Below are 21412 nucleotides of genomic sequence, written 5' to 3' on the forward strand. Positions count from 1 at the left end.
TCATCCAGTGGGTAAGACCTGAGCGCTCATTCTTATTTGAAACGGAAGACGAAGCCCGTGCTGAACGTAAGGATGCGAGCTGCCGGAATGGGGGTTGGGCCGCCGAAGGTATGACTGCTGATGGTATCGACGGAACCGTAGCTAACTTCAATGATGCGCCAGTCCACATGCTTGGCGAGCGCTTTGTCGGCGCCAACGAAGATGCCATACTGCAGTCTTTCGATAGTTGCGTTGCTTTTAGGCGCCTTCGTGCGACCAGCCCCAACCGAGAACTGCGCATATGGCTTCAGACCACCGAAGGACATCGGCTTTGCGGCGAGGCGCAGTCCCACCAGAAAGCTGTTCAGGGAAGCGTTGTTGCCGTGCTCAAACGCATCGCGCAGATCCACGCCCACATCGGCTTTTGAGAAGTGTGCAAGATCGTAGTAGGCGCCGAAGTCGACGCCGCCAAATGTCTGCGCGGTCTCGCCGCTGCCCAGAAAGGCAAATGGGCCGGTATCGGCGACACTGTTGCTGATGCGGCTGACGACCGGGTTAACGTAGATGCCTACCTGAGCATGAGCAGCGATGGTCGTAAGTGCCAAAGCAAGTGCTGGAACAAGAAACCGCAATTTCATCGAGTAACAATCCTCAAAAGATAAACCTGGAGCCTTGTTCGCAAGCGAGCAAGCACAGCTACCAGTCTAGTTGCATAAGCCGGGTACATCCTAATCCTGGCTGGGAGAGCGGCAGTCGCAAACTGCCGCATGGGTATGACCCGGCAAAGGGACTAAACGGTAGCTGTCTCGCGAACGGTGACCGGGGTAAGCCAGTTGTAGCGGTCTTCGGCCAGTCCATTCACGATGTTGAAGAACGCATCATGCAGCGCCGTGGTCACAGGACCCATGGTTCCGTCGCCAATCATGATGCGGTCGACGGAGCGCAGATGCGTAACCTCGGCGGCCGTCCCAGTGAAGAACGCCTCGTCGCAAATGTAGAGCAGTTCGCGTGGAAGCGCCTGCTCGACGACCGGAATCCCCAACTGGCGCGCAAGCACGAGGATAGAGTCGCGCGTGATTCCGTTCAGCACCGAGTTAGCGAGGGGCGCGGTATAAATTGTTCCGCCGCGAATGACGAACAAGTTCTCGCCCGAACCTTCGGAGAGATAACCGTTGGTGTCGAGGGCGATGCCTTCTACGTAGCCATTGACTTCGGCTTCCATGCGGATCAACTGCGAGTTCATATAGTTCGCACCAGCCTTGGCGAGCGAAGGCATCGTGTTCGGCGCGAGGCGATTCCAGCTGGAAATGCATACATCCGCGCCGTCGTTGCCGGCAACATACTTGCCCCAAGGGAAGTTCGCAATGTATACATCCACCGGCGAACGAAGCGGATTGACGCCGATCTCTCCGTAGCCACGAAAGGCGATTGGACGGACATAACAAGGTGCGACTCCGTTGGCTTCCACCACGTCGATCACGGCCTCATTGAGCTGCTCGACGGAATAGGCCAACGGCATACGGTAGATCTTTGCCGAGTGAATGAGCCGCTGCATGTGCTCGGTGAGCCGGAAGATTCCTGCGCCGCCGGGCTGCGTATAACAGCGAATGCCCTCAAACACCGAAGACCCATAGTGAATGACGTGACTCATCACATGGATATTGGCCTTCTCCCAGGGGATCAACTGGCCATTGTGCCAGATATTCTTGGTTGCTTCGATCGGCATACGTTTCCTCGCTTTCCAAAATTATACGTTGCCGTCGCAGCCGATGAGCAGCGGATATGCGCGTGATTTGCGGATTCTGCGCGTATTTACGGCGCTTCGCTGCATCCCGCTCTGCGTGAAAGAATCAAATCATGATGTTTGGTCCCAGCACCACAGCTCTCACGCATCTGGAGGGGTCGGTCTACGTTCGATTCTCGTTGCTTGCACTTAGCTCGATCTTCTTTCTCGTTGACCCCTTTGCTGCTCTCCCCACGTTCCTCGCCGTAACCGAAGGCCAGGACAACGCCAGGCGTGTTCGTACCGCCCGCAAGGCCTCCCTGACGGCCTTTGTGATTCTTAGCGCCTTCGCACTTGCCGGTACCTATATCTTCCGTTTGTTCGGAATCACCCTTCCGGCTTTCGAGATCGCAGGCGGTATCATTTTGCTGCTGATCGGTCTGGATATGCTCGCCGCGAAACGTTCCCCTACGCAGGAATCCAGCGGGGAAACCGCCGCCGCTGCCACCAAAGACGACGTCGGTATCGTACCCATGGGCATTCCCATGCTCGCGGGTCCCGGCGCGATCACGTCCGTGATGGTGCTGGTCGGACAAGCGCATCAGTCCGAAGGCTACTGGCAGATGGCCGCGATCTTCGGGGCGATTGCAGTGACCGCCGCCATCTGCTTCCTGGTCCTTGCTAGTGCGTCGCGCGTTGCCACTGCTCTCGGAGAGACCGGCATTCGCATCCTGATCCGCGTCATGGGGCTTCTGCTGGTCGCGCTGGCCGTGCAGTATTTCGTCAACGGCTTTGTCGATCTCGGCGTGCTGAGCCGGCCAAGTGTCGGCTGATTTCGCAGGCGCGAGCTCCTGCTGCATCGAGCGCTCGCAATAGGATCGTGTTGACAGCGCGACTAATGCATCAGTAACGCGGTTGCTCCCTCGATAACGCCTAGGAGTCCAAGGCACAATCCGAAGAAGAAGAAGCGCCTCTGCCGCGTCAACAACGTGATCGACGATAGAACGACAGAAATCTCCAGCAATGCCTCGCCGAGGTCGTAGCGGTTCGCGCGGCGTTCGGCGCCAGCTACCTCACGCTCAAGATCGTGAGCTGCCTCTTGTTCCTCGTTGATCTCGCCGTCCCACTTCTGCAGGTGTGATCGATATTCCGCGAGCTTCTTCTGGACAGCCTCGTCATTTGAGCTGGGTTGCAACGAGAGAAGATCCGCTGTCGTGCTGACTTGTTCCTGGCGGATTTTCTTTGCCTGGTACTGATTCCATTGGTCAGCTGCACGCGTTTGCATGAGGATGGCTTCGGTATGCGAGCGATGCCCAAGCACAGTCACCATGGCTACGAGTACCGCAAGTACGCTGATCGCGAGAGAAACGTGGCGCATTCCTTTTTCGCCAGCCTCTTTCATCTCTTCCGAAAACTCGTGTATTTCAGTAGGTTCCATCGTGAAGGGATTCTACGCGAGGGGAGAATTTCTTGGAAATTCTCTCCTTTTCCACCGCCAGTCCACAGGGGACGGGTTGCGCTTCCGGCATTAGGTTGTTAGTCTCAGGAAGTCGCAACTGCAGTACGGGATGCGATAACCACCCTGAGCTTGCACAATCGATTCGATTGGGTTACTCTAGGTGAGTTGCACAAAGCTTCGCGCCGGAGCCGGCTTGGAAAGTTCAAGCAGGGTGATGATGGCAAGCCGGAGCGCAGTCCAAGCGTTTGAACGCGGTGTAAGAGCTTCTAAAGCCGACCGTAACCAAGCCCAAGCCACTGCATCAAATCCCGAGGCGTAAGTCTCAGGGAATCAGAAGCTTAGAGCTTCGCGATTCGATTTCGAGTCGTACCGATGTTTTGACATTTTGCGCTGTTGCAGCCCGAAACGAGGTCTCCGAAAGAAATTGGAGAATTTCTGTTGACAGGCGATGCGAACTCCGATAGACTTGGTAAGTTCGCGCAAAATACTGCAGCGAGGCCGGCGAGTAGGACTTGTGATGATGACAAGCGATCCCCGGACACTCCCCCAGTTCAAACAGCGCAATCAAGTTCGAGGACACAAATACTGTGGCTTTGCCCAGTGTTGGTCCTTGATCCAAAACTGTCCGCTTAGGCGAGAACAGTCAGGATCTTTGACAACATAGTTGAACGTGCCAGTCGTGAGATGACGTGAAGTTTGGTTGTGTCATTCTCACTAGTATTAAACCTCCGCTGCTTTTCGAGCTGGCGGAGGCGGTTGACTCTTGGGACCCCTGTCCTACAAGAGCAACCAAACCAAGATTAAACGAGAGTTTGATCCTGGCTCAGAATCAACGCTGGCGGCGTGCCTAACACATGCAAGTCGCACGAGAAAGGGACTTCGGTCCTGAGTACAGTGGCGCACGGGTGAGTAACACGTGAATAATCTACCTCCGAGTGGGGAATAACTGAGAGAAATCTTAGCTAATACCGCATAACACTTACGAGTCAAAGCAGCAATGCGCTTGGAGAGGAGTTCGCGGCAGATTAGTTAGTTGGCGGGGTAATGGCCCACCAAGACGATGATCTGTATCCGGCCTGAGAGGGCGCACGGACACACTGGAACTGAAACACGGTCCAGACTCCTACGGGAGGCAGCAGTGGGGAATTTTGCGCAATGGGGGAAACCCTGACGCAGCAACGCCGCGTGGAGGATGAAATCCCTTGGGATGTAAACTCCTTTCGATAGGGAAGATAATGACGGTACCTATAGAAGAAGCCCCGGCTAACTTCGTGCCAGCAGCCGCGGTAATACGAGGGGGGCAAGCGTTGTTCGGAATTATTGGGCGTAAAGGGTGCGTAGGCGGTTTGACAAGTCTTATGTGAAATCTTCGGGCTCAACCCGAAGTCTGCATGGGAAACTGTCGGGCTTGAGTATTGGAGAGGTGAGTGGAATTTCCGGTGTAGCGGTGAAATGCGTAGATATCGGAAGGAACACCTGTGGCGAAAGCGGCTCACTGGACAATAACTGACGCTGATGCACGAAAGCTAGGGGAGCAAACAGGATTAGATACCCTGGTAGTCCTAGCCCTAAACGATGATTGTTTGATGTGGGGGGTACCCAATCCTCCCGTGTCGAAGCTAACGCGATAAACAATCCGCCTGGGGAGTACGGTCGCAAGGCTGAAACTCAAAGGAATTGACGGGGGCCCGCACAAGCGGTGGAGCATGTGGTTTAATTCGACGCAACGCGAAGAACCTTACCTGGGCTCGAAATGTACAGGACAGTCGTAGAAATACGATCTCCCAGCAATGGGTCTGTATATAGGTGCTGCATGGCTGTCGTCAGCTCGTGTCGTGAGATGTTGGGTTAAGTCCCGCAACGAGCGCAACCCTTATCTCCAGTTGCTACCATTTAGTTGAGCACTCTGGCGAAACCGCCTCGGATAACGGGGAGGAAGGTGGGGATGACGTCAAGTCCTCATGGCCTTTATGTCCAGGGCTACACACGTGCTACAATGGCCGGTACAAACCGCTGCAACCCCGCGAGGGTGAGCTAATCGGAAAAAGCCGGCCTCAGTTCGGATTGGAGTCTGCAACTCGACTCCATGAAGCTGGAATCGCTAGTAATCGTGGATCAGCATGCCACGGTGAATACGTTCCCGGGCCTTGTACACACCGCCCGTCACATCACGAAAGTGGGTTGCACTAGAAGTCGGTGCGCTAACCGCAAGGGAGCAGCCGCCCAAGGTGTAATTCATGATTGGGGTGAAGTCGTAACAAGGTAGCCGTAGGAGAACCTGCGGCTGGATCACCTCCTTTCTAAAAGAGAACGTTCTGGCAATCTATCCCGCCTCGCGATTGCGAGCAGCTTAGGACATCGTCCAACGCTGAGGGTGCGATGTGCCAGACAACTCCTGATTGCGCTGAACCGATCTTGGTCGGGGAGGCAAGAGATGGAGAATCTGAACACAACCTTCTTTTCTTTACGATCCATCAACAACGATGGTCAGATTCGGCGTAGCCGTTTCGCACGTTCAACTGTGTCCTCGAAAACCTTCGAGAGAGCTCACAAGCCTGTGGCCCCTGTTCTTCGGAACTGGCGGCGCGGGCGACAGAGCAAGCAAGCCAGAGCGGCTAATGCCGGTCGGGCGATGCCGGGCCTGTAGCTCAGTTGGCTAGAGCGCACCCCTGATAAGGGTGAGGTCGATAGTTCGAATCTATCCAGGCCCACCACTTTATCTGTATCGGTTATACTGATCAGACGGGGCTGTAGCTCAGTTGGGAGAGCGCCTGCTTTGCAAGCAGGATGTCATCGGTTCGATCCCGGTCAGCTCCACCATTTTCTCTGAAGGTCATCGAAGCAAACCAGCTCGAGGTTGAGTCTCTGCACTGTGAAGTCAACGGTTCAGACACTGATCCTTGAGCTTGTGGTCCGCCTTGGTGGTGGACCGCTCGTCTCCAGCGCGCCCTAGTGGCGCGTAGCAGCAACTAAGGTTGCCGCAGACGATTTTTGACAACTGAATAGATTGGGTAAATATAACTACAAGGCTGAGCAGCTTTGAACTTATAGGTAGTTTCTATGAGGGATAGCTGATTATCAGTATTGAGTGTCTTTAGAATATTCTCGTAACCCCTCACCCTAATCCAGTGAGGACATGTTACAGAAGGCGGACGAAAACAACGTAGATGTCTCTACGGTCAGAGGTAGTTTCTCTGATGCGTGCGAGTAAATTCTATGGTCAAGCTACTAAGGGCGCACGGTGGATGCCTTGGCAGAAACAGGCGATGAAGGACGTGGCAAGCTGCGATAAGCTTCGGGGAGCCGCACACAGGCGTTGATCCGGAGATTTCCGAATGGGGAAACCCAACATGGCAAACCCATGTTATGTCCTACTGAATACATAGGTAGGAACAAGCGAACGGAGGGAAGTGAACCATCTCAGTACCTCCAGGAGAAGAAAGAAACCTCGATTCCGATAGTAGTGGCGAGCGAACTCGGAACAGCCCAAACCCGTACTATTTCGGTAGTTCGGGGGTTGTAGGGCCTGCAACAGTAGAGTTACCAATCTGGTCGATAGTCGAAGTCATTGGAAAGTGACCCGATACAGCGTGACAGGCGCGTAGACGAAATTGATCCAGACTCGAAGCAGGTACCTGAGTAAGGCGGGGCACGAGAAACCCTGCTTGAATCCACGGGGACCATCCCGTAAGGCTAAATACTCGTTTCTGACCGATAGTGAACCAGTACCGTGAGGGAAAGGCGAAAAGAACCCCGAGAGGGGAGTGAAATAGTACCTGAAACCGTGTGCCTACAAGCAGTGGGAGGACTATGCCCGTAAGGGAATGTCTGACCGCGTGCCTATTGCATAATGAGCCGGCTAGTTATTCTTGTCAGCAAGGTTAAGCGTGAGCGAGCCGCAGCGAAAGCGAGTCTGAATAGGGCGTTCAGTTGGCAGGAATAGACGCGAAGCGGGATGATCTACCCTTGGCCAGGTTGAAGTTGGGGTAACACCCAATGGAGGACCGAACCGGTGTTTGTTGAAAAAAGCTCGGATGAGCTGAGGGTAGGGGTGAAAGGCTAATCAAATTCCGTGATAGCTCGTTCTCTCCGAAATAGCTTTAGGGCTAGCGTCGTGTGATTTGGATCGGTGGTAGAGACATGGATGGACTAGGGGGCTTTCCGGCTTACTGAATCCAACCAAACTTCGAATGCCGATCACAACCAGCACGGCAGTCAGACTGTGGGGGCTAAGCTTCACAGTCGAGAGGAAAACAGTCCAGATCGCCTGCTAAGGTCCCAAAATTATAGTTAAGTGGGAAAGGAAGTCGGAACGCTCAGACAGCCAGGAGGTTGGCTTAGAAGCAGCCATCCTTTAAAGAAAGCGTAATAGCTCACTGGTCAAGCGGTCCGGTGCCGACAATACAACGGGGCTAAAACTATATACCGAAGCAGCGAATGCACACCTTTGGTGTGCGTGGTAGGAGAGCATTCTCTCGTGAATGAAGCGTAACTGTGAAGATACGTGGACATTAGAGAAGAGACCCTGCCGGCATAAGTAGCGATAATGAAGGTGAGAACCCTTCACGCCGAAAGTCTAAGGTTTCCTGAGGAAGGTTAATCCGCTCAGGGTTAGGCGGTCCCTAAGCTGAGGCCGAAAGGCGTAAGCGATGGATATCCGGTTAATATTCCGGACCTCCCAATACCTCGTTATTACGATGGGGTGACGCATAAGGATAAGCAGGACCTCATATGGCTATGGGGTTTGATACGCGTAAGCTGGATTCTCTAGGCAAATCCGGAGAGTCTTAACAGTGAGGCGTAAAACAGTAAGCCGTAGGGCTGAAAGCTGCTGATTTCATGGTGCCAAGAAAAACCTCTAAGGAGAGAGATTGGGAACCGTACCACAAACCGACACAGGTAGACGAGGAGAATATCCAAAGGCGCTCGAGTGAAAGCTTGTTAAGGAACTCGGCAAATTAGACCCGTAACTTCGGGAGAAGGGTCGCCCCCGTGGGTGCAAGCCTAGGGGGGCCGCAGTGAAACGCGAACGGCGACTGTTTAACAAAAACACAGGTCTCTGCAAAGTCAAAAACGACGTATAGGGGCTGACTCCTGCCCGGTGCCGGAAGGTTAAAGAGAGAGGTTAGCCGCAAGGCGAAGCTTTGAACTGAAGCCCCGGTGAACGGCGGCCGTAACTATAACGGTCCTAAGGTAGCGAAATTCCTTGTCGGGTAAGTTCCGACCTGCACGAATGGAGTAACGATCGTTCGACTGTCTTAACGAGTTGCTCGGCGAACTTGTAGTACCGGTGAAGATGCCGGTTACCCGCAGCTAGACGAAAAGACCCCGTGCACCTTTACTATACTTTTACTATGAGTTACGGCACTTGCTGCGCAGGATAGGTGGGAGGCTTTGAGACCGGACTTTTGGGTTCGGTGGAGCCAACGGTGAGATACCACCCTGCGATTGTTGTGATTCTAACCTCCACCCCTTATCGGGGTGAGGGACATAGTAAGACGGGTAGTTTGACTGGGGCGGTCGCCTCCTAAATTGTAACGGAGGCGCGCGAAGCTACACTCAGGTCGTTTGGAAATCGACCGTCGAGTGCAAAGGCATAAGTGTGGTTAACTGCAAGACCTACAAGTCGAGCAGATGCGAAAGCAGGCCTTAGTGATCCGGTGGTTCTGTATGGAATGGCCATCGCTCAACGGATAAAAGGTACGCCGGGGATAACAGGCTGATCGAAGCCAAGAGTTCATATCGACGCTTCGGTTTGGCACCTCGATGTCGGCTCATCGCATCCTGGAGCTGTAGAAGGTTCCAAGGGTTAGGCTGTTCGCCTATTAAAGCGGTACGTGAGCTGGGTTCAGAACGTCGCGAGACAGTTCGGTCTCTATCTGCTGTGGGCGTAGGAGATTTGAAGAGGGCTGTCCTTAGTACGAGAGGACCGGGATGGACGAACCTCTTGTGTTCCAGTTGTCATGCCAATGGCACGGCTGGGTAGCGAAGTTCGGTTGTGATAACCGCTGAATGCATATAAGCGGGAAGCACGCTCTAAGATGAGATCTCCCAACCCGTAAGGGAAATGAAGGGCCCAGGAAGACCACCTGGTTGATAGGCTGGAGGTTGAAGTGCAGTAATGCATGTAGCTTACCAGTACTAATCGCCCGTTCGGCTTGTCCATAGAATTTACTCTGCGCAATGTATTTCGTTCATTGTTCTAGAGTCATTCAATACAAGCTTTGTAGTTATAAAATGATCGCCATTCGTGGCTTTCAGACAATAACTAATACGCAAGAAATTTGGTATATAGTCTGCTCAATCTATTCAGTTGTGAACGATCGCGCTGCGGCGCATCTTTCTAAAGTTTGCCGGTGAGTTTACTACGAGGGTTCCACCCGTTCCCATCCCGAACACGGAAGTTAAGCCTCGTTGGGCCGATGGTACTGCACGCGTAAGTGTGTGGGAGATTAGGTGATCGCCGGCATAATTCAAGAAAAGCCCACCCTTGCGGTGGGCTTTTCGTTTAAGATTGTGGCCCGTTTCCTCTAGGATTCGTTCACTAGAATCTGCTTTTGCCTTCTCTTTCGATCGTTCGCGGAGCCCTATAATCATTGGGCGAGGAAATCATGGCACGGTATCTTATTACTGGAATTGCGGGGTTCATCGGTTCTTCTTTAGCGCACGAGCTCGTCAATCAAGGACACGACGTCAGCGGCTTCGATAACTTGTCTACAGGAAATCTCGAGAACCTGACTGACATTCGCTCCTCCGTCAATTTCCAGGAGATGGATCTTCAGGATAAAGATGGAGTCAGGGAGGCCTGCAAAGGCATCGACTACATTCTTCACCAGGGCGCATTAGCTTCGGTGCCCCGGTCTGTGAAAGATCCCCTCACCTCGCACGAGTCCAATATCAATGGCACCTTGAACCTGCTGTTGGCGGCGAAAGATGCAGGGGTGCGGCGAATCGTTTATGCGGCCTCGTCCTCTGCTTACGGAGATCAGCCTATCCAGCCCAAACGCGAAGACATGTTGCCGATGCCCTTGTCTCCCTATGCCGTACAAAAGCTGACCTGCGAGTATTACATTCAGACCTTCAATCGTGTCTACGGTCTACAGGGTGTCTGCACTCGCTACTTCAACATTTTCGGCCCGCGGCAGGCTGCAGACTCTCCGTATTCAGGAGTCATTGCGCAGTTCATTCACAAGATGATGGCCGGCGAAACTCCCACAATCTTTGGCGATGGAAGTACTAGCAGGGACTTCACCTACGTCGATAATGCGGTGAATGCGAACCTGCTGGCTTGCGTGGCTCCTGATGAAGTGGCGACGGGCCGGGTGTTCAATATCGGAACTGGTAAGAGCCAGACGCTCAATGACGTGTATGCGGGCATCGCAAAGATTTTAGGATTCTCAGGAAAGCCAATTTATGGGCCGCCCCGCCAAGGCGATATCCAGCATTCGCTGGCGAGCATTGATCGCGCTCGCAACGAACTAGGGTACAAACCAAAGGACGACTTCTACGAAGGCCTCGAAAAGACCGTAGCCTGGTATATCTCGCAGGCGCCGGCTCGATAGACGCCAGTGTCCGAGCCCGCAAAGAAATAGTTCTTATGATCTATGTCTTGTCGAAAAGTCTCGTTTGCCGCTCGTGTCTGTCCTTGGGGCTTGTCCAATCTCGAACAATTTCTCTCATAGTCTTTCCTGTGCTGACACTGTTCGGCCGTTCTTCCAACACGCACTTGTCCGCGCGGCTTTTGGCAAACGAATCGGCTTGCTTGCAAAGGGTCCAAATAGGCCGGGGGGCATTTCCAGTGCTGTTGATCCTGGTGAGCGTCCAGCCACCTTTCAGCTTTTCTCCACGCAACGTAAATCGCAGGACGCCCCTGCTCAGAGCACTCCGGATATCGTCGGATTCCAGCTGTGGCTCCCACGTTCCGCGATCCCAGAGCATGATGGGACCTGTTTCATGCACGCCCTCGAACAGTAGGTTTGCCCTGCTGTGATCCTCCATCTCGATGGCTTTACGAATCGTTCCGGCACAGCAACTGGGCCCTTCCGGAAGGGCCCAGCTCAGCAGCACTCCGTTCCACTCCAGTCTGAGGTCGTAATGGAGGCGCGTTGCGTGATGCTTTTTCATCGCATAGGCGTGCTCGCAAAGAACACGACGCTTGGCTTCTGGTTCCATCTCGGAGCGTCTTCCTCCTTCCTATCGGCCTGCTTCTAGCAGGTGGGAAGGATACCAGAGCGAAGATCCTCATAGAATGCGGCACATGCCCGTGCGGTATTTATCTCGCGGCTTGGCTGAGATGCCAGAGGGAAAGACCACACGCTTATAGTGATTCGGGATTAGGAGGCGCTCTTGGCGCGGTGCAGGCTCTTGACTCTAGGGCGCAAGCCAAGGATCTCAAACCCCGTGAGCTTGCTCTTCGACACATAGATCAGCCAATTGTTCCCGATGGGATCCGCCGGCGCCATAAAAAAGCCTGGACCGACGATATAGTCCAGCGCGTTGTGAATGATTCCTTCAACCGTCTCGCCGTCGTCAAAGCGGATGCGAATCCATAGGCACTCCATCGGTGGCAGCCGATCATGGAAGAGAAGATCCACGTGACTGGTCTGGCCCGAGAAGTCCTTCACAAAAAAGACGGCCTTAACATTGTCGAGCGAAACATCTTCCACCACGCCCGATTGAAAGTGTTTCAGGCGAATCGAACTCAAACCCCGTGCATGAACGTCATCCATATCGGATGGCCACTGACTGCGGTCAGCGTATCCCTTGATCGTGTAATCTTCGCCGCGGATCACGATCATGTAAGGATCGTCTGAAGGCTCTTGGGGTGGAAAGTGATTTAAGCTCGCCGTCTGGGCGCGAGGTCGTATTGCTTGATCTTGTACAGCAATGCCTTGTAGCTGATCTGCAGTTCGTTTGCCGCTGCTTTCCGGTTCCATCCATTTGCCTCCAGAATCCGTTCAATCGCCGACGCCTCAGCATCGCCCTTCAAACTGCGGACGAGCTGCTTCAACCCTGCGCCTTTCATCTGATCCTGGGACGAATTCGCCTCGGCATGCAGGTTCGAAAAGGGACTCAAATCGGCCAGAATCGCCATTTCGTCGCCCAGAATCAAGAAGCGGTTGATTACGTGCTCCAGTTCTCGGCTATTGCCCGGCCAGGAATAGCGAGTCAGCGCATCCAGCAGGTTATGCGAAAGTGTTAGCGGTTTGCTCCCATATTTTGCGGCTCCCTTACGCACAAAGTGCTGCGCCAGAATGCAAATCTCATCCCGACGATCACGAAGAGGGGGAATGACCAATGAGAAGCCGTTAAGCCGGTAATAGAGATCTTCACGGAAGCTTTTTTGCGCGATCGCCGCCTTCATGTTGATGTTCGTCGCCGCAATCACGCGAACATCCACCTTCATCGGCGCCCGGCTTCCCAACCGGGAGAATGTTCCGTCCTGCAACACCTGGAGCAGCTTGGCCTGCAGAATCGCGGGCATTTCCCCGATCTCGTCGAGAAAAATAGTTCCACCCGTGCAGATTTCAAACTTACCCGGCTTGGCCTTGATCGCGCCCGTAAACGCTCCCTGCTCGTAGCCAAACAGTTCGCTTTCAAGCAGATCGGCCGGCATAGCAGCGCAGTTTACCTTCAGGAACATGCGTTCGCTGCGCAGCGACATCTTGTGGGTATACATCGCCAGGATCTCTTTACCCGTCCCGCTTTCACCCATGATGAGTACTGGAATATCGGACTTTGCCACGAGGGCGGCCTGGGCCTGCAACTCGCGCATCCGCTTGTTAGACCACACAAAAGAATGACTATCGTCTAACTGGATCTCCTGAGGCTCCGCGGAGGTGGCGCGGTCCACGCACTCGAGATGCTCCTCGATCGCGATTTCGAGGTTTCCATCCACAAACGGCTTCAAAACCACGCCCCGAGAGCCGATTCGGGTCACTATTTCAAGATTTTTCACCTCAGCAGAGGTAGAAAGGATGATGATAGGTACGTCGGGAATTGAGGCGCGAACGTGCGACAAAATCGGCAGAGATTGTTCAATGCTCTCCCATGCCAGCAAGACCAGATGCGGCTCTGGGCCATTGGTGCATTGGTGCAACAGAGCGGTTTCGTCGGAAAAGAGGCTGAGACTATACTGGTTGCTCAGTACCGCGCGAAGGTACTCGAGAACAGCGAGGTTCGTATCCAGGACGAACAGTCTGGGCTTTGGTGCCTGCGCGAGTTTCGGAACACCAAAAGGCAATGCGGTAGACATCAAAGGACTCCAACACTCGGCGGCGGCTGCGTGCGGATGACGTTCATCAGCTTTTCGCATCTTGGCGCCAATTCTAGACCGTGAAGACATGAATCGACTCGGTTCTTAGGCGCCTCAAGGTGGATTTAGTCTAGCCGAACGTTGCCACAAAAGGAAGAACTTTGCAGTCAAAAAGAGAAAAAAAGTTCCACATTGGTAGCGTTAATCACTCGGTAAACAAAGGGGATTTGTATCCCTTCAAGATGCAACGATAGGCACATGCAGATTCAAACACGGGATTTGGCCCTAAGTTGTGCTTCTCACCTATATGGCCTCTAACGTGCTACCTCCAAGCTAGGTTTGCTAAATCAAGCTCGTTGGTAGGACATCCCTTGGACCATTTCGTGAACTCGGCCGCTTTTCTGGATCTCCCTCCTTTAGACATCGTCTTTGGGCGTACACCCGGCATGCAGGCAATCCGTCAGAAGCTGGAGCGCGTCGCCACCACGGACGTGCCTGTTCTTCTCCAGGGAGAGACCGGTACCGGCAAGGAGATCTGCGCGCGTCTTTTGCATGCTTTCTCGCGACGCTCAAAAGACTCCCTGGTTAAGGTAAGTTGCCCCTCCATCCCCCAGACGCTGCTTGAGACCGAGCTATTCGGCTATGAAAAGGGTGCATTTACCGGCGCGCACTCCACCAAGCGTGGCCGTGTCGAGCAAGCCCACATGGGCACTCTATTTCTGGATGAGGTCGGCAGCCTAGATCTGATGGTTCAATCCAAGCTATTGCAGGTGCTTCAGGATGGCACCTTCGTCCGCGTTGGCGGCCACACAACGTTGACCATCGAGACGCGCCTTGTTTCGGTCGCCAACCAGGATCTCCGCGCACAGGTAGAAGATGGATCGTTTCGGCTCGATTTCCTGTATCGCATCAATGCCGTAACCATTAATCTTCCGCCATTGCGCGCGCGGAAAGAAGATATCCCGCAGCTGGTGGACTACTTCATCGATCAGCACGCCCGGACCTTCAGCCTTTCTCCCAAGCCGCTCTCCCGCAATGCAATTGAACTGATGCAGCGCTATGAGTGGCCGGGAAATATCCGTCAGTTGGAAAACATTATCCGTAGCTACGTTCTCATCGGTAATGAAGATATCCTGGCGGACGAACTTCTGCCGCAACAGCACACGGCCGACAGAATTATGGCGGATATCGATCTAAGTGAGCCTGTCTCGCTAAGGCATATTACAAAAAAGGCGACCCTCGATCTGGAGAGGCACATTATCTTGAAGGCTCTCCAGGCCAACAGTTGGAATCGCCAGAAGACTGCAAAATGGCTTCACATTAGCTACCGATCGCTGCTGTACAAGCTAAGCGAAGAGAGCGCGCCTGTTCTTCTTATGCCGTCGTCTCAGAAGCACGGTCCAGTCAAAGCCACAATGGATGAAACCTTGCGACGCAAGTTGAGCGTACCAACACATATCTGACAGCAAAGCTTTCAAGGACGTTGAAACAAAAATTCCAGGATCAGCCAGTAAGGCATTCGCAAGGGACCCAGATGAAACTCAATTTCCGAATACCGCTCTTCATCACACTGGTAGTTGCCAGTGTCGGTATTGGTACCGTAGGCGTCCATGCCTCAACGGACTGCCAGCATCTATTTCATACGTACAAGGATCAGCTCGCCAAGCACCTTCACCACAAAGTAAGTCCGGAGACGCTTGCGCGTTGGGCCGCGTGGAATAAGGCCCATCCCCACTACCATCCGACGAAGAAGGAATCCATGGACAAGATCGACTTTGTCTGCCAGGTCCCCATGGACGATGCTCCGATGACGGATGACTTGCCACCGATTGCTCTGCCTCCGCTGCTCAACTCGATGGCCGATACCTTTGCGGCTCCGTCTCAGCCTAATATCGTCGTGAGCAATCTCGTGCCGCCGGATAACCCAGTGCAGCCGCCTGTTGCGAATCCAATCTATCCGCCTGTCTATTACCCGGGCCCACCGACGATCTTCTCTGGCGATGCCCCCCCTCCGCCGACCACGTTTAGCGCCCCCACACCGGAGCCGGCGAGTCTGTTGTTGATGGCAACCGCACTTGGACTCATGTCAGTCTTGATCTATCGCAACAAAACCAAAGAACAGGCCAAGCTCATTAATGGCTAATCGACTTTTCCATCATGGAAAACAAGAAGGGCTGCCAGTGGCAGCCCTTTCGATTGTGAGCGCCCCAACGCTACTAGCGGCGGCTCCCTATTTCTTCACACGGCAAACTAGCATTTGACGATCTTGTCAGAAACAATTCCCTTCGTCGCATTGCGCGAGTCCACCACCAGTTGAGAGTTTTTGACGATCTCCTGATAGTTATAGTCCGAGTGATCCGTGACGATCAGCACGCAATCATATTGTTCTAAATTCTCCAGCGGCGTGCAGGTCATGTTCAGGTTGTAGTGCCTGCCTCTTCCGACTGTGGGGAAGTAGGGGTCGTTATACAAGACCTCCGCCCCTTCGTGGCGCAGCAGTTCGATGATGGTCAGCGACGGAGACTCACGCAAATCATCAATGTCCTTCTTGTAAGCCATCCCCAACATCAGAATTTTCGACCCGTTCAAAGCCTTCTTGCGCTGATTAAGCGCCTTGCCGACCGTCTGAGCAACAAACTCCGGCATCGCTCCATTCACCTCGCCGGCCAGTTCGATGAATCGAGTATTGAAGTCGTATTCTTTCGCCTTCCAGCTCAGGTAAAAAGGATCGATCGGGATGCAGTGTCCCCCCAGGCCAGGCCCCGGATAAAACGGATGGAAGCCGAACGGCTTGGTCGAAGCCGCGTCGATTACCTCCCAAATGTCCACGCCCATGCGCAGCGACAGAATTTTCAGTTCGTTGACCAGCGCAATATTGACGCAGCGATAGATGTTCTCAAGCAGCTTGGTCATCTCTGCCGTCTTCGTCGACGTCACGCGTACCGACTTCGTGAAGATTCCCTCGTACAGCGTCGCCGCTAGCTCGGTCGCAATCGTGTCATGTCCGCCGACGACCTTAGGAATGTCATGCCGCGCTACCGTCGTGTTGCCCGGGTCTTCGCGCTCTGGCGAGAAAGCTACATAAAACACGCCTTTGTCCAATGCAGGACCGTTTCCCTGCACCTTCAGTCCTCGAGGATTCTCCGCTTCGAGAATCGGAATCAGCAGATCCTCAGTCGTTCCGGGATAGGTGCTGCTCTCGAGCACGACGAGCTGTCCCTCGCAAAGCCACGGCGCTACTGACTTCGCTGTCTTCTCAATGAAACTCAAATCCGGTTCGCGATGTTCCGTCAGCGGCGTCGGAACGCACATGATCACAACGTCCTGCTCCGACAGATTCGAAAAGTCGGTAGTGGCGCGGAGACCCTGCTTGCGCGCCGTCTGAATCTCTTCCTGCGGAATTTTGATGATGTAGGTGCGACCCGCTTCCAGGTCTGTAACCTTCTTCTCGTCGATATCAAAGCCCGTCACCTGGAAGCCTGCACCCGAGAGCAGAAGCGAGAGCGGTAACCCTACATATCCGAGACCAATGACCCCGATCTTTGCTGTGTGAGCCTGCAGGCGCTCCATGCGTTCCCGAGCGATGTCAGGCAGGGCAAGCGTTTCGTTTTTCATCATGTGGACAATTATTGCATCTCGCCCGCAGGCAATGATTCGTATTCACCATCGCTTCATTACTAACTATGAACTCGAAAGAGACAGCGCTGAGACCCGTCCATTCCAAAGCATTCGTTACGCAGTGAGGCCTCTCTCATCGCGATGCTCAGCCTGCGGCGCACCCATCGCACGTCCCCCATCGCAGATAAATTCTTGTCGCCGACTGCAGCCAATCCAACGGCCTCAGCACTCGCTGAAGTATTGCGGTGGCCCTCAACTCCTTTCTACGCATAACCCCACAATTGGATCGTCTACGCAGAATGGCCGGCCAATGTATGCAAAACTTTGCACCTATTCTGACCCAGCAAACGCAAACCATTGATTCTAAAAGAAATAGTTTGGCGCATAACGTGCTTCTAGTAAGTCATCGTCACAGAGTTGTAACCGTTGGGAGTTCGTCTCTCAAACGGCAATTGCTTCTAAGGTTTTTCTGCTTGCGCGCAGGTGCAGGCAGGCTTGTACGCTGTACCGTTTTGCCCGCTTTCCAGCGGTAATCTCAGGAGATTTAAATGAAATATCTCGGCAAGTTCACAATCCTCGGCGCGGTTCTTGCCGCGTCTACAACCTTGGCCTCCGCGTCTCCCATCCAGCTCGGCAGCTATGCATCCACCGCTGGCTCCAGTTTGGGAAATGCCAACTCTGCTCTGACCCTTACCGGGGTAGATCTCACGGGCAGCAGCCTCACTGCTTTCACCAGCTTCAGCAGTCCCGGTTCCAGCAGCACCTACACCCTCAGTCCAGGCAGCGTTTGGGACGCAGCGCTCTCCAACTCCACCTGGGTTGGCGCAGCGCCTACGGCAGGTCCTGGCTCCGGTGCTGCTTTTGTCAATCCACCCTACGGTTACTATGAGTTCACTACCACCTTCGACGCCACAGCCGGTACCTATAACGGGAGCCTGAATGTGCTCGCGGACGATACCGTGGAAGTGTTGCTCAACGGTACTCCCATTGTCCCCTTCGGTGCCCTTGGCAACGACTCGACCTGTGCACAGTTCACCCCCGGCTGCTTGGCTTCAACGGAAGACACCCTGCTCTTGCCGGGCGTTTCCTTGGGCTCAAGCAACACCCTGGAGTTCATCGTTGAGCAGGCAGGGACGGTGTCCGGCTCGCCCGGCAGCGATCCTTCTGGCGTTGACTTCGACGCTTCCTTCACTCCGACGGTTACCCCTGAGCCCAGCTCTCTCTTCCTGCTCGGCACGGGCCTCCTCGGAGCCTGTGGAGCCGTGCGTAGACGGTTTGCTGCGTAATCCACGCTCAAGCCAGTGAATACATGAGGAAGCCTCTTCGGAGGCTTCCTTATCTTTTTCGGACTGAGCGTACGATCCTTCTTCCCGTGCGCAATCGTCCTCGCTCCGCTTCCGATCTATGACAACCAATCTCCATCTCGCAACCCGAACACCTCCTTGCAAACGGTCCGCGGACCAAAGGGAACCTCCCTTATGAGGCCAACGATCCGGGACCTGCGGAGCGTTCCTTTTATCTGAGGGAATATGTGGGGCAAGGACTGTGCAAACTGTTGCTTAACGCCGTCATTAGATTCCTATAAGTGATTGATTAGACAGAATTAATGTTTGGCTATCCAGATGCTCTAAGTAGAGTGCTAGGGAAACTCAGGAATCGGTTGGAAGGCATGCTGTAGCCCCCTTCCGAAGCAGAGGGTTCTTTGCAGCATGCCGCAATGCTTTCAGCTCGACCCGCGACAGCGGTAATTTTTTTCAGGAGGATGTAATGAGGATATTTTCGAAATTACTCGTTTTAGGTGCAGCACTCGCAGTTTCAACCTCGATGGCGTATGCCGACCCGCTCCTTGGTGTTGGAGCAATTGGTATCGCTCCTTTCGCCGACTCACCAAACATTGCATGGACTGCTACCGGAATCTCTTATCCGGGTGGTGGAGACGGTGCTGTTAACGAAGCCTCAGGCAGCCTTGCCGGCTTCCTGAACGACAGTGCAGATGTCTTCGGTTTTCAATACAGCTGGGTCTCGGCAGCAACGCCAATTGAGATGTACACGGCGAATGCTGGCGCGAATACACTCGAGTATTTCTTGACGTCCGTTAGCGTTTCGTTCGAGAGCTCTTCGGAGCTGGTTCTCGAAGGTTCGGGCTATTTCGTGGAGGCCGGTTTTGACAACACGCCTGCCAACATGATCCTTAGCGCTTCCAGTGACGGCGTTACCAACTTTGAAACCACCTCAGCTATCGCACCCACGCCTGAGCCCGGCAGTCTTCTTCTGCTCGGCACCGGCCTGCTCAGTGCAGCTGGAGTCGCACGTCGTAAGTTTGCTTCAAAGATTGTCTAACAGTCCATCTCCAGGTTCGGCAGGGCGCCTCGATGGGGGCCCCCTGCTCTACTTGATAAGTTTGCACTTATGCGATCTTGAAAGCCTCGTCCCGATGAGGAAGATTGTGGGTTGACTAAAAACGCGGCTGTTGCATCGTGAGAAACATGAGCCGCAGCGATTCAAGAGCTGTCGTTCACGTTATGAGAGCCACCTCTCCCGGGGTGGCTCTTCTCATGTTAAGTGGCCACTCCACCAACCTTTATCTTCACCCTCGACCGACGGCCCGCATCCGAGATCAACAATGCACTGATCGCATAGCCCCGGCTCACGCCCTGATGCCGTATCGATGGCCTTCTGGATCGAGGCCCATGCGCATCGGAGCCCTTCCACCTCAGGGCCCCCTCATCTAGCCCACCAGACTCCACGACTTCGGCAGGCGGTCAGGACTCTGGTTGCCGGCCTCCAATCGCGATCCAGCCGCGCAACCCTGCCTCGTGAGCCCATCCGTCACGTAGTTCAACGGCAACCCCAGCGCCGGACCCTCGGCTTCAGCGCGGACGCGTCGCGCGCGCGCGGCTGCTCCATAATCTCTCAAGTGATCGTTGATTGAATGCGATGACGTACATCGGGTCGGGCAGGGAAGCGGTCCGTCTGCGACTACTGCGCTCTGCCAGCGATTACTGTGCTCCGCGGCGCCGAAGGATCGTCTTGATGGTCTCGAACATGATCAACAGATCGAGGCCCAGCGTCTGATGCTTCACGTAGTACAAGTCATAGGCCAGCTTCTCGCGACTCTGTTCAAGGGTCGCTCCGTAGCCGTAGCGGATCTGCGCCCATCCGGTAAGGCCGGGACGGATCATGTTCCGTACGTCATAGAAGGGCAGCTCCTGCGCGAGCCAGGATACGAACTCGGGACGCTCAGGCCGAGGTCCAACAAAGCTCATATCGCCGCGCAACACATTCCACAACTGCGGAACCTCATCCAGGCGCGTCTTGCGCATGAACTGTCCCACCCGCGTCACACGAGGATCGTTCTTCTGAGCCCACTGTGCGCCTTCGGCCTCTGCGTCCACCACCATCGTACGGAACTTGTACACGTTGAATATCTTGCCGTTCAGGCCAACCCGTTCCTGCCGAAAAAATACCGGCCCTGGCGAGGAAAGCCTCACCAGCAAAACCACAAACGGAAATAGCGGCAAAAAGAGAATGAGGCCGATCGCTGCCACCAGTGTTGAAGCGATCCTCAACAGGAACTGTTGCGACGGCTTCATCCGAAAGCCTTCGCAAAACAGAAGGTCGCTTGGGCGGAGCCCATCCAGCTGCAGTTTGCCGGTCAGCCGCTCGAGCACACTGCCTACCTCTTCAATCGTCACTCCGCGAAAGCGCATTGAGAGCAGGCCGTCGACGGGTAGCTCTCCGCGGCGGTCGTCCAGCGCAATCACGATGCGATCGATCGATGTCTCCGACGCCATCTGCTCAACGGCTGTGGCGAACGTCCGTTTACGCCCCGCCTTATCCAGCGCGGGGGCGTCCCACCCAACGACCACCATGCCGCACTCGCGGTGTTCGCGGATGGTCTCGATGATCGAGTTCGCTCGCTCGCCCTCGCCCAGTACATATACCCGTTCCTGAAACACAGCATGTCCGCTGATCCACTCAAACGCGCTGCGCCATACAATCAACCCCGCCACCACCAGGATCAGGCCGAGCAGAAATACAAACCGCGCAATCGCCGCTTGCGGAAATACGTACACAATAGCCGACAGCGCGAATGCCAGGCATCCCATCACCAGCAGAAGCCGGAAATAGATCTCCCAGCGTGCTGAGATATGTTGCGGCTCGTAAAGATCGAAGTAGTAGGCGCACAAAATGGTGCACACCGTCAGGGCCGCAATCTTCACTATCCCGTGGTCATGCCCGAGCACATTGAACGTCTGTCCACCAAGTACGATCGCCGACGCCAGTACGAACGAGCCGCATACGATGAAGGCTTCGCACAGAATCAGAACGACCGTCCGGGTCGGATAGTAAACATTCAGTAGCTTTATCATGCGTG

The 21412-nt window shown here is 54.4% G+C and carries 14 protein-coding genes, 2 tRNA genes and 3 rRNA genes; 11 read left to right on the forward strand and 8 right to left on the reverse strand.

Annotation, left to right across the window (positions count from 1 at the left end; all coding sequences use genetic code 11):
* Nucleotides 1-32: 32 nt before the first annotated feature.
* Both GSQ80_RS04325 and GSQ80_RS04330 read right to left on the reverse strand, forming a co-directional pair.
* Complete coding sequence (locus tag GSQ80_RS04325; protein WP_158786293.1) at nucleotides 33-617, reverse strand: hypothetical protein; 585 nt, start codon at nucleotides 615-617, stop codon at nucleotides 33-35.
* Nucleotides 618-769: 152 nt separating this feature from the next.
* Nucleotides 770-1705, reverse strand: a complete 936-nt coding sequence (locus GSQ80_RS04330) for a branched-chain amino acid transaminase (protein ID WP_158786294.1) — start codon at nucleotides 1703-1705, stop codon at nucleotides 770-772.
* Between the two features lie 131 nt (nucleotides 1706-1836).
* Between GSQ80_RS04330 and GSQ80_RS04335 the strand changes: the two genes are divergently transcribed.
* Entirely contained in the window at nucleotides 1837-2535 is a 699-nt protein-coding gene (locus GSQ80_RS04335) for a MarC family protein (protein WP_254059433.1), read from the forward strand.
* Between the two features lie 62 nt (nucleotides 2536-2597).
* On the opposite strand, the gene GSQ80_RS04340 is transcribed toward GSQ80_RS04335, so the two are convergent.
* Nucleotides 2598-3140, reverse strand: a complete 543-nt coding sequence (locus GSQ80_RS04340; RefSeq protein ID WP_158786295.1) for a DUF4337 domain-containing protein — start codon at nucleotides 3138-3140, stop codon at nucleotides 2598-2600.
* 821 nt (nucleotides 3141-3961) lie between these two features.
* Between GSQ80_RS04340 and GSQ80_RS04345 the strand changes: the two genes are divergently transcribed.
* The 6 genes from GSQ80_RS04345 to GSQ80_RS04370 all read left to right on the forward strand — a co-directional run bounded on the left by GSQ80_RS04345 (nucleotide 3962) and on the right by GSQ80_RS04370 (nucleotide 10723).
* Nucleotides 3962-5461 (forward strand): 16S ribosomal RNA (locus GSQ80_RS04345).
* 337 nt (nucleotides 5462-5798) lie between these two features.
* Nucleotides 5799-5875, forward strand: a tRNA-Ile gene (locus GSQ80_RS04350).
* 30 nt (nucleotides 5876-5905) lie between these two features.
* Nucleotides 5906-5981 (forward strand) — tRNA-Ala (locus GSQ80_RS04355).
* A 398-nt stretch (nucleotides 5982-6379) separates the two neighbouring features.
* Nucleotides 6380-9327 (forward strand): 23S ribosomal RNA (locus GSQ80_RS04360).
* A gap of 186 nt (nucleotides 9328-9513) precedes the next feature.
* A 5S ribosomal RNA gene (gene rrf, locus GSQ80_RS04365) occupies nucleotides 9514-9630 on the forward strand.
* The 16S, 23S and 5S rRNA genes sit together here with 2 tRNA genes alongside, the layout of an rRNA operon.
* Nucleotides 9631-9772: 142 nt before the next feature.
* On the forward strand, nucleotides 9773-10723 hold the full coding sequence (locus GSQ80_RS04370) for an SDR family oxidoreductase (RefSeq protein ID WP_158786296.1): 951 nt from the start codon (nucleotides 9773-9775) through the stop codon (nucleotides 10721-10723).
* 40 nt (nucleotides 10724-10763) lie between these two features.
* On the opposite strand, the gene GSQ80_RS04375 is transcribed toward GSQ80_RS04370, so the two are convergent.
* The 3 genes from GSQ80_RS04375 to GSQ80_RS04385 all read right to left on the reverse strand — a co-directional run bounded on the left by GSQ80_RS04375 (nucleotide 10764) and on the right by GSQ80_RS04385 (nucleotide 13476).
* Nucleotides 10764-11333 (reverse strand): DNA polymerase ligase N-terminal domain-containing protein, encoded by a 570-nt coding sequence (locus GSQ80_RS04375; protein WP_158786297.1) that lies wholly within the window; start codon nucleotides 11331-11333, stop codon nucleotides 10764-10766.
* Between the two features lie 161 nt (nucleotides 11334-11494).
* Nucleotides 11495-12097: a hypothetical protein gene (locus GSQ80_RS04380; protein ID WP_174241304.1), complete on the reverse strand. Its 603-nt coding sequence runs from the start codon at nucleotides 12095-12097 to the stop codon at nucleotides 11495-11497.
* Nucleotides 11998-13476: a sigma-54 dependent transcriptional regulator gene (locus GSQ80_RS04385; protein WP_254059434.1), complete on the reverse strand. Its 1479-nt coding sequence runs from the start codon at nucleotides 13474-13476 to the stop codon at nucleotides 11998-12000. The genes GSQ80_RS04380 and GSQ80_RS04385 overlap by 100 nt, the downstream gene beginning before the upstream one ends.
* A gap of 323 nt (nucleotides 13477-13799) precedes the next feature.
* On the opposite strand from GSQ80_RS04385, the gene GSQ80_RS04390 reads away from it, so the two are divergent.
* Nucleotides 13800-14879, forward strand: coding sequence for a sigma-54-dependent Fis family transcriptional regulator (locus tag GSQ80_RS04390; RefSeq protein WP_254059435.1), 1080 nt, complete (start codon nucleotides 13800-13802; stop codon nucleotides 14877-14879).
* Nucleotides 14880-14950: 71 nt separating this feature from the next.
* A complete protein-coding gene (locus GSQ80_RS04395) occupies nucleotides 14951-15559 on the forward strand; it encodes a PEP-CTERM sorting domain-containing protein (protein WP_158786300.1) in 609 nt (202 codons plus the stop codon).
* A 107-nt stretch (nucleotides 15560-15666) separates the two neighbouring features.
* On the opposite strand, the gene GSQ80_RS04400 is transcribed toward GSQ80_RS04395, so the two are convergent.
* The gene (locus tag GSQ80_RS04400; protein ID WP_158786546.1) at nucleotides 15667-17031 is read right to left on the reverse strand and encodes a nucleotide sugar dehydrogenase; all 1365 of its coding nucleotides are present in this window, start codon (nucleotides 17029-17031) and stop codon (nucleotides 15667-15669) included.
* Nucleotides 17032-17582: 551 nt separating this feature from the next.
* Between GSQ80_RS04400 and GSQ80_RS04405 the strand changes: the two genes are divergently transcribed.
* On the forward strand, nucleotides 17583-18320 hold the full coding sequence (locus GSQ80_RS04405; protein WP_158786301.1) for a PEP-CTERM sorting domain-containing protein: 738 nt from the start codon (nucleotides 17583-17585) through the stop codon (nucleotides 18318-18320).
* 481 nt (nucleotides 18321-18801) lie between these two features.
* Entirely contained in the window at nucleotides 18802-19374 is a 573-nt protein-coding gene (locus GSQ80_RS04410; RefSeq protein ID WP_158786302.1) for a PEP-CTERM sorting domain-containing protein, read from the forward strand.
* Between the two features lie 659 nt (nucleotides 19375-20033).
* Here GSQ80_RS04410 and GSQ80_RS04415 read toward each other — a convergent pair.
* Nucleotides 20034-21407 (reverse strand): TIGR03013 family XrtA/PEP-CTERM system glycosyltransferase, encoded by a 1374-nt coding sequence (locus GSQ80_RS04415; RefSeq protein ID WP_158786303.1) that lies wholly within the window; start codon nucleotides 21405-21407, stop codon nucleotides 20034-20036.
* Nucleotides 21408-21412 lie beyond the last annotated feature (5 nt).

It is taken from the genome of Granulicella sp. L46 (assembly GCF_009765785.1).
Classification (GTDB): Bacteria; Acidobacteriota; Terriglobia; order Terriglobales; family Acidobacteriaceae; genus Granulicella.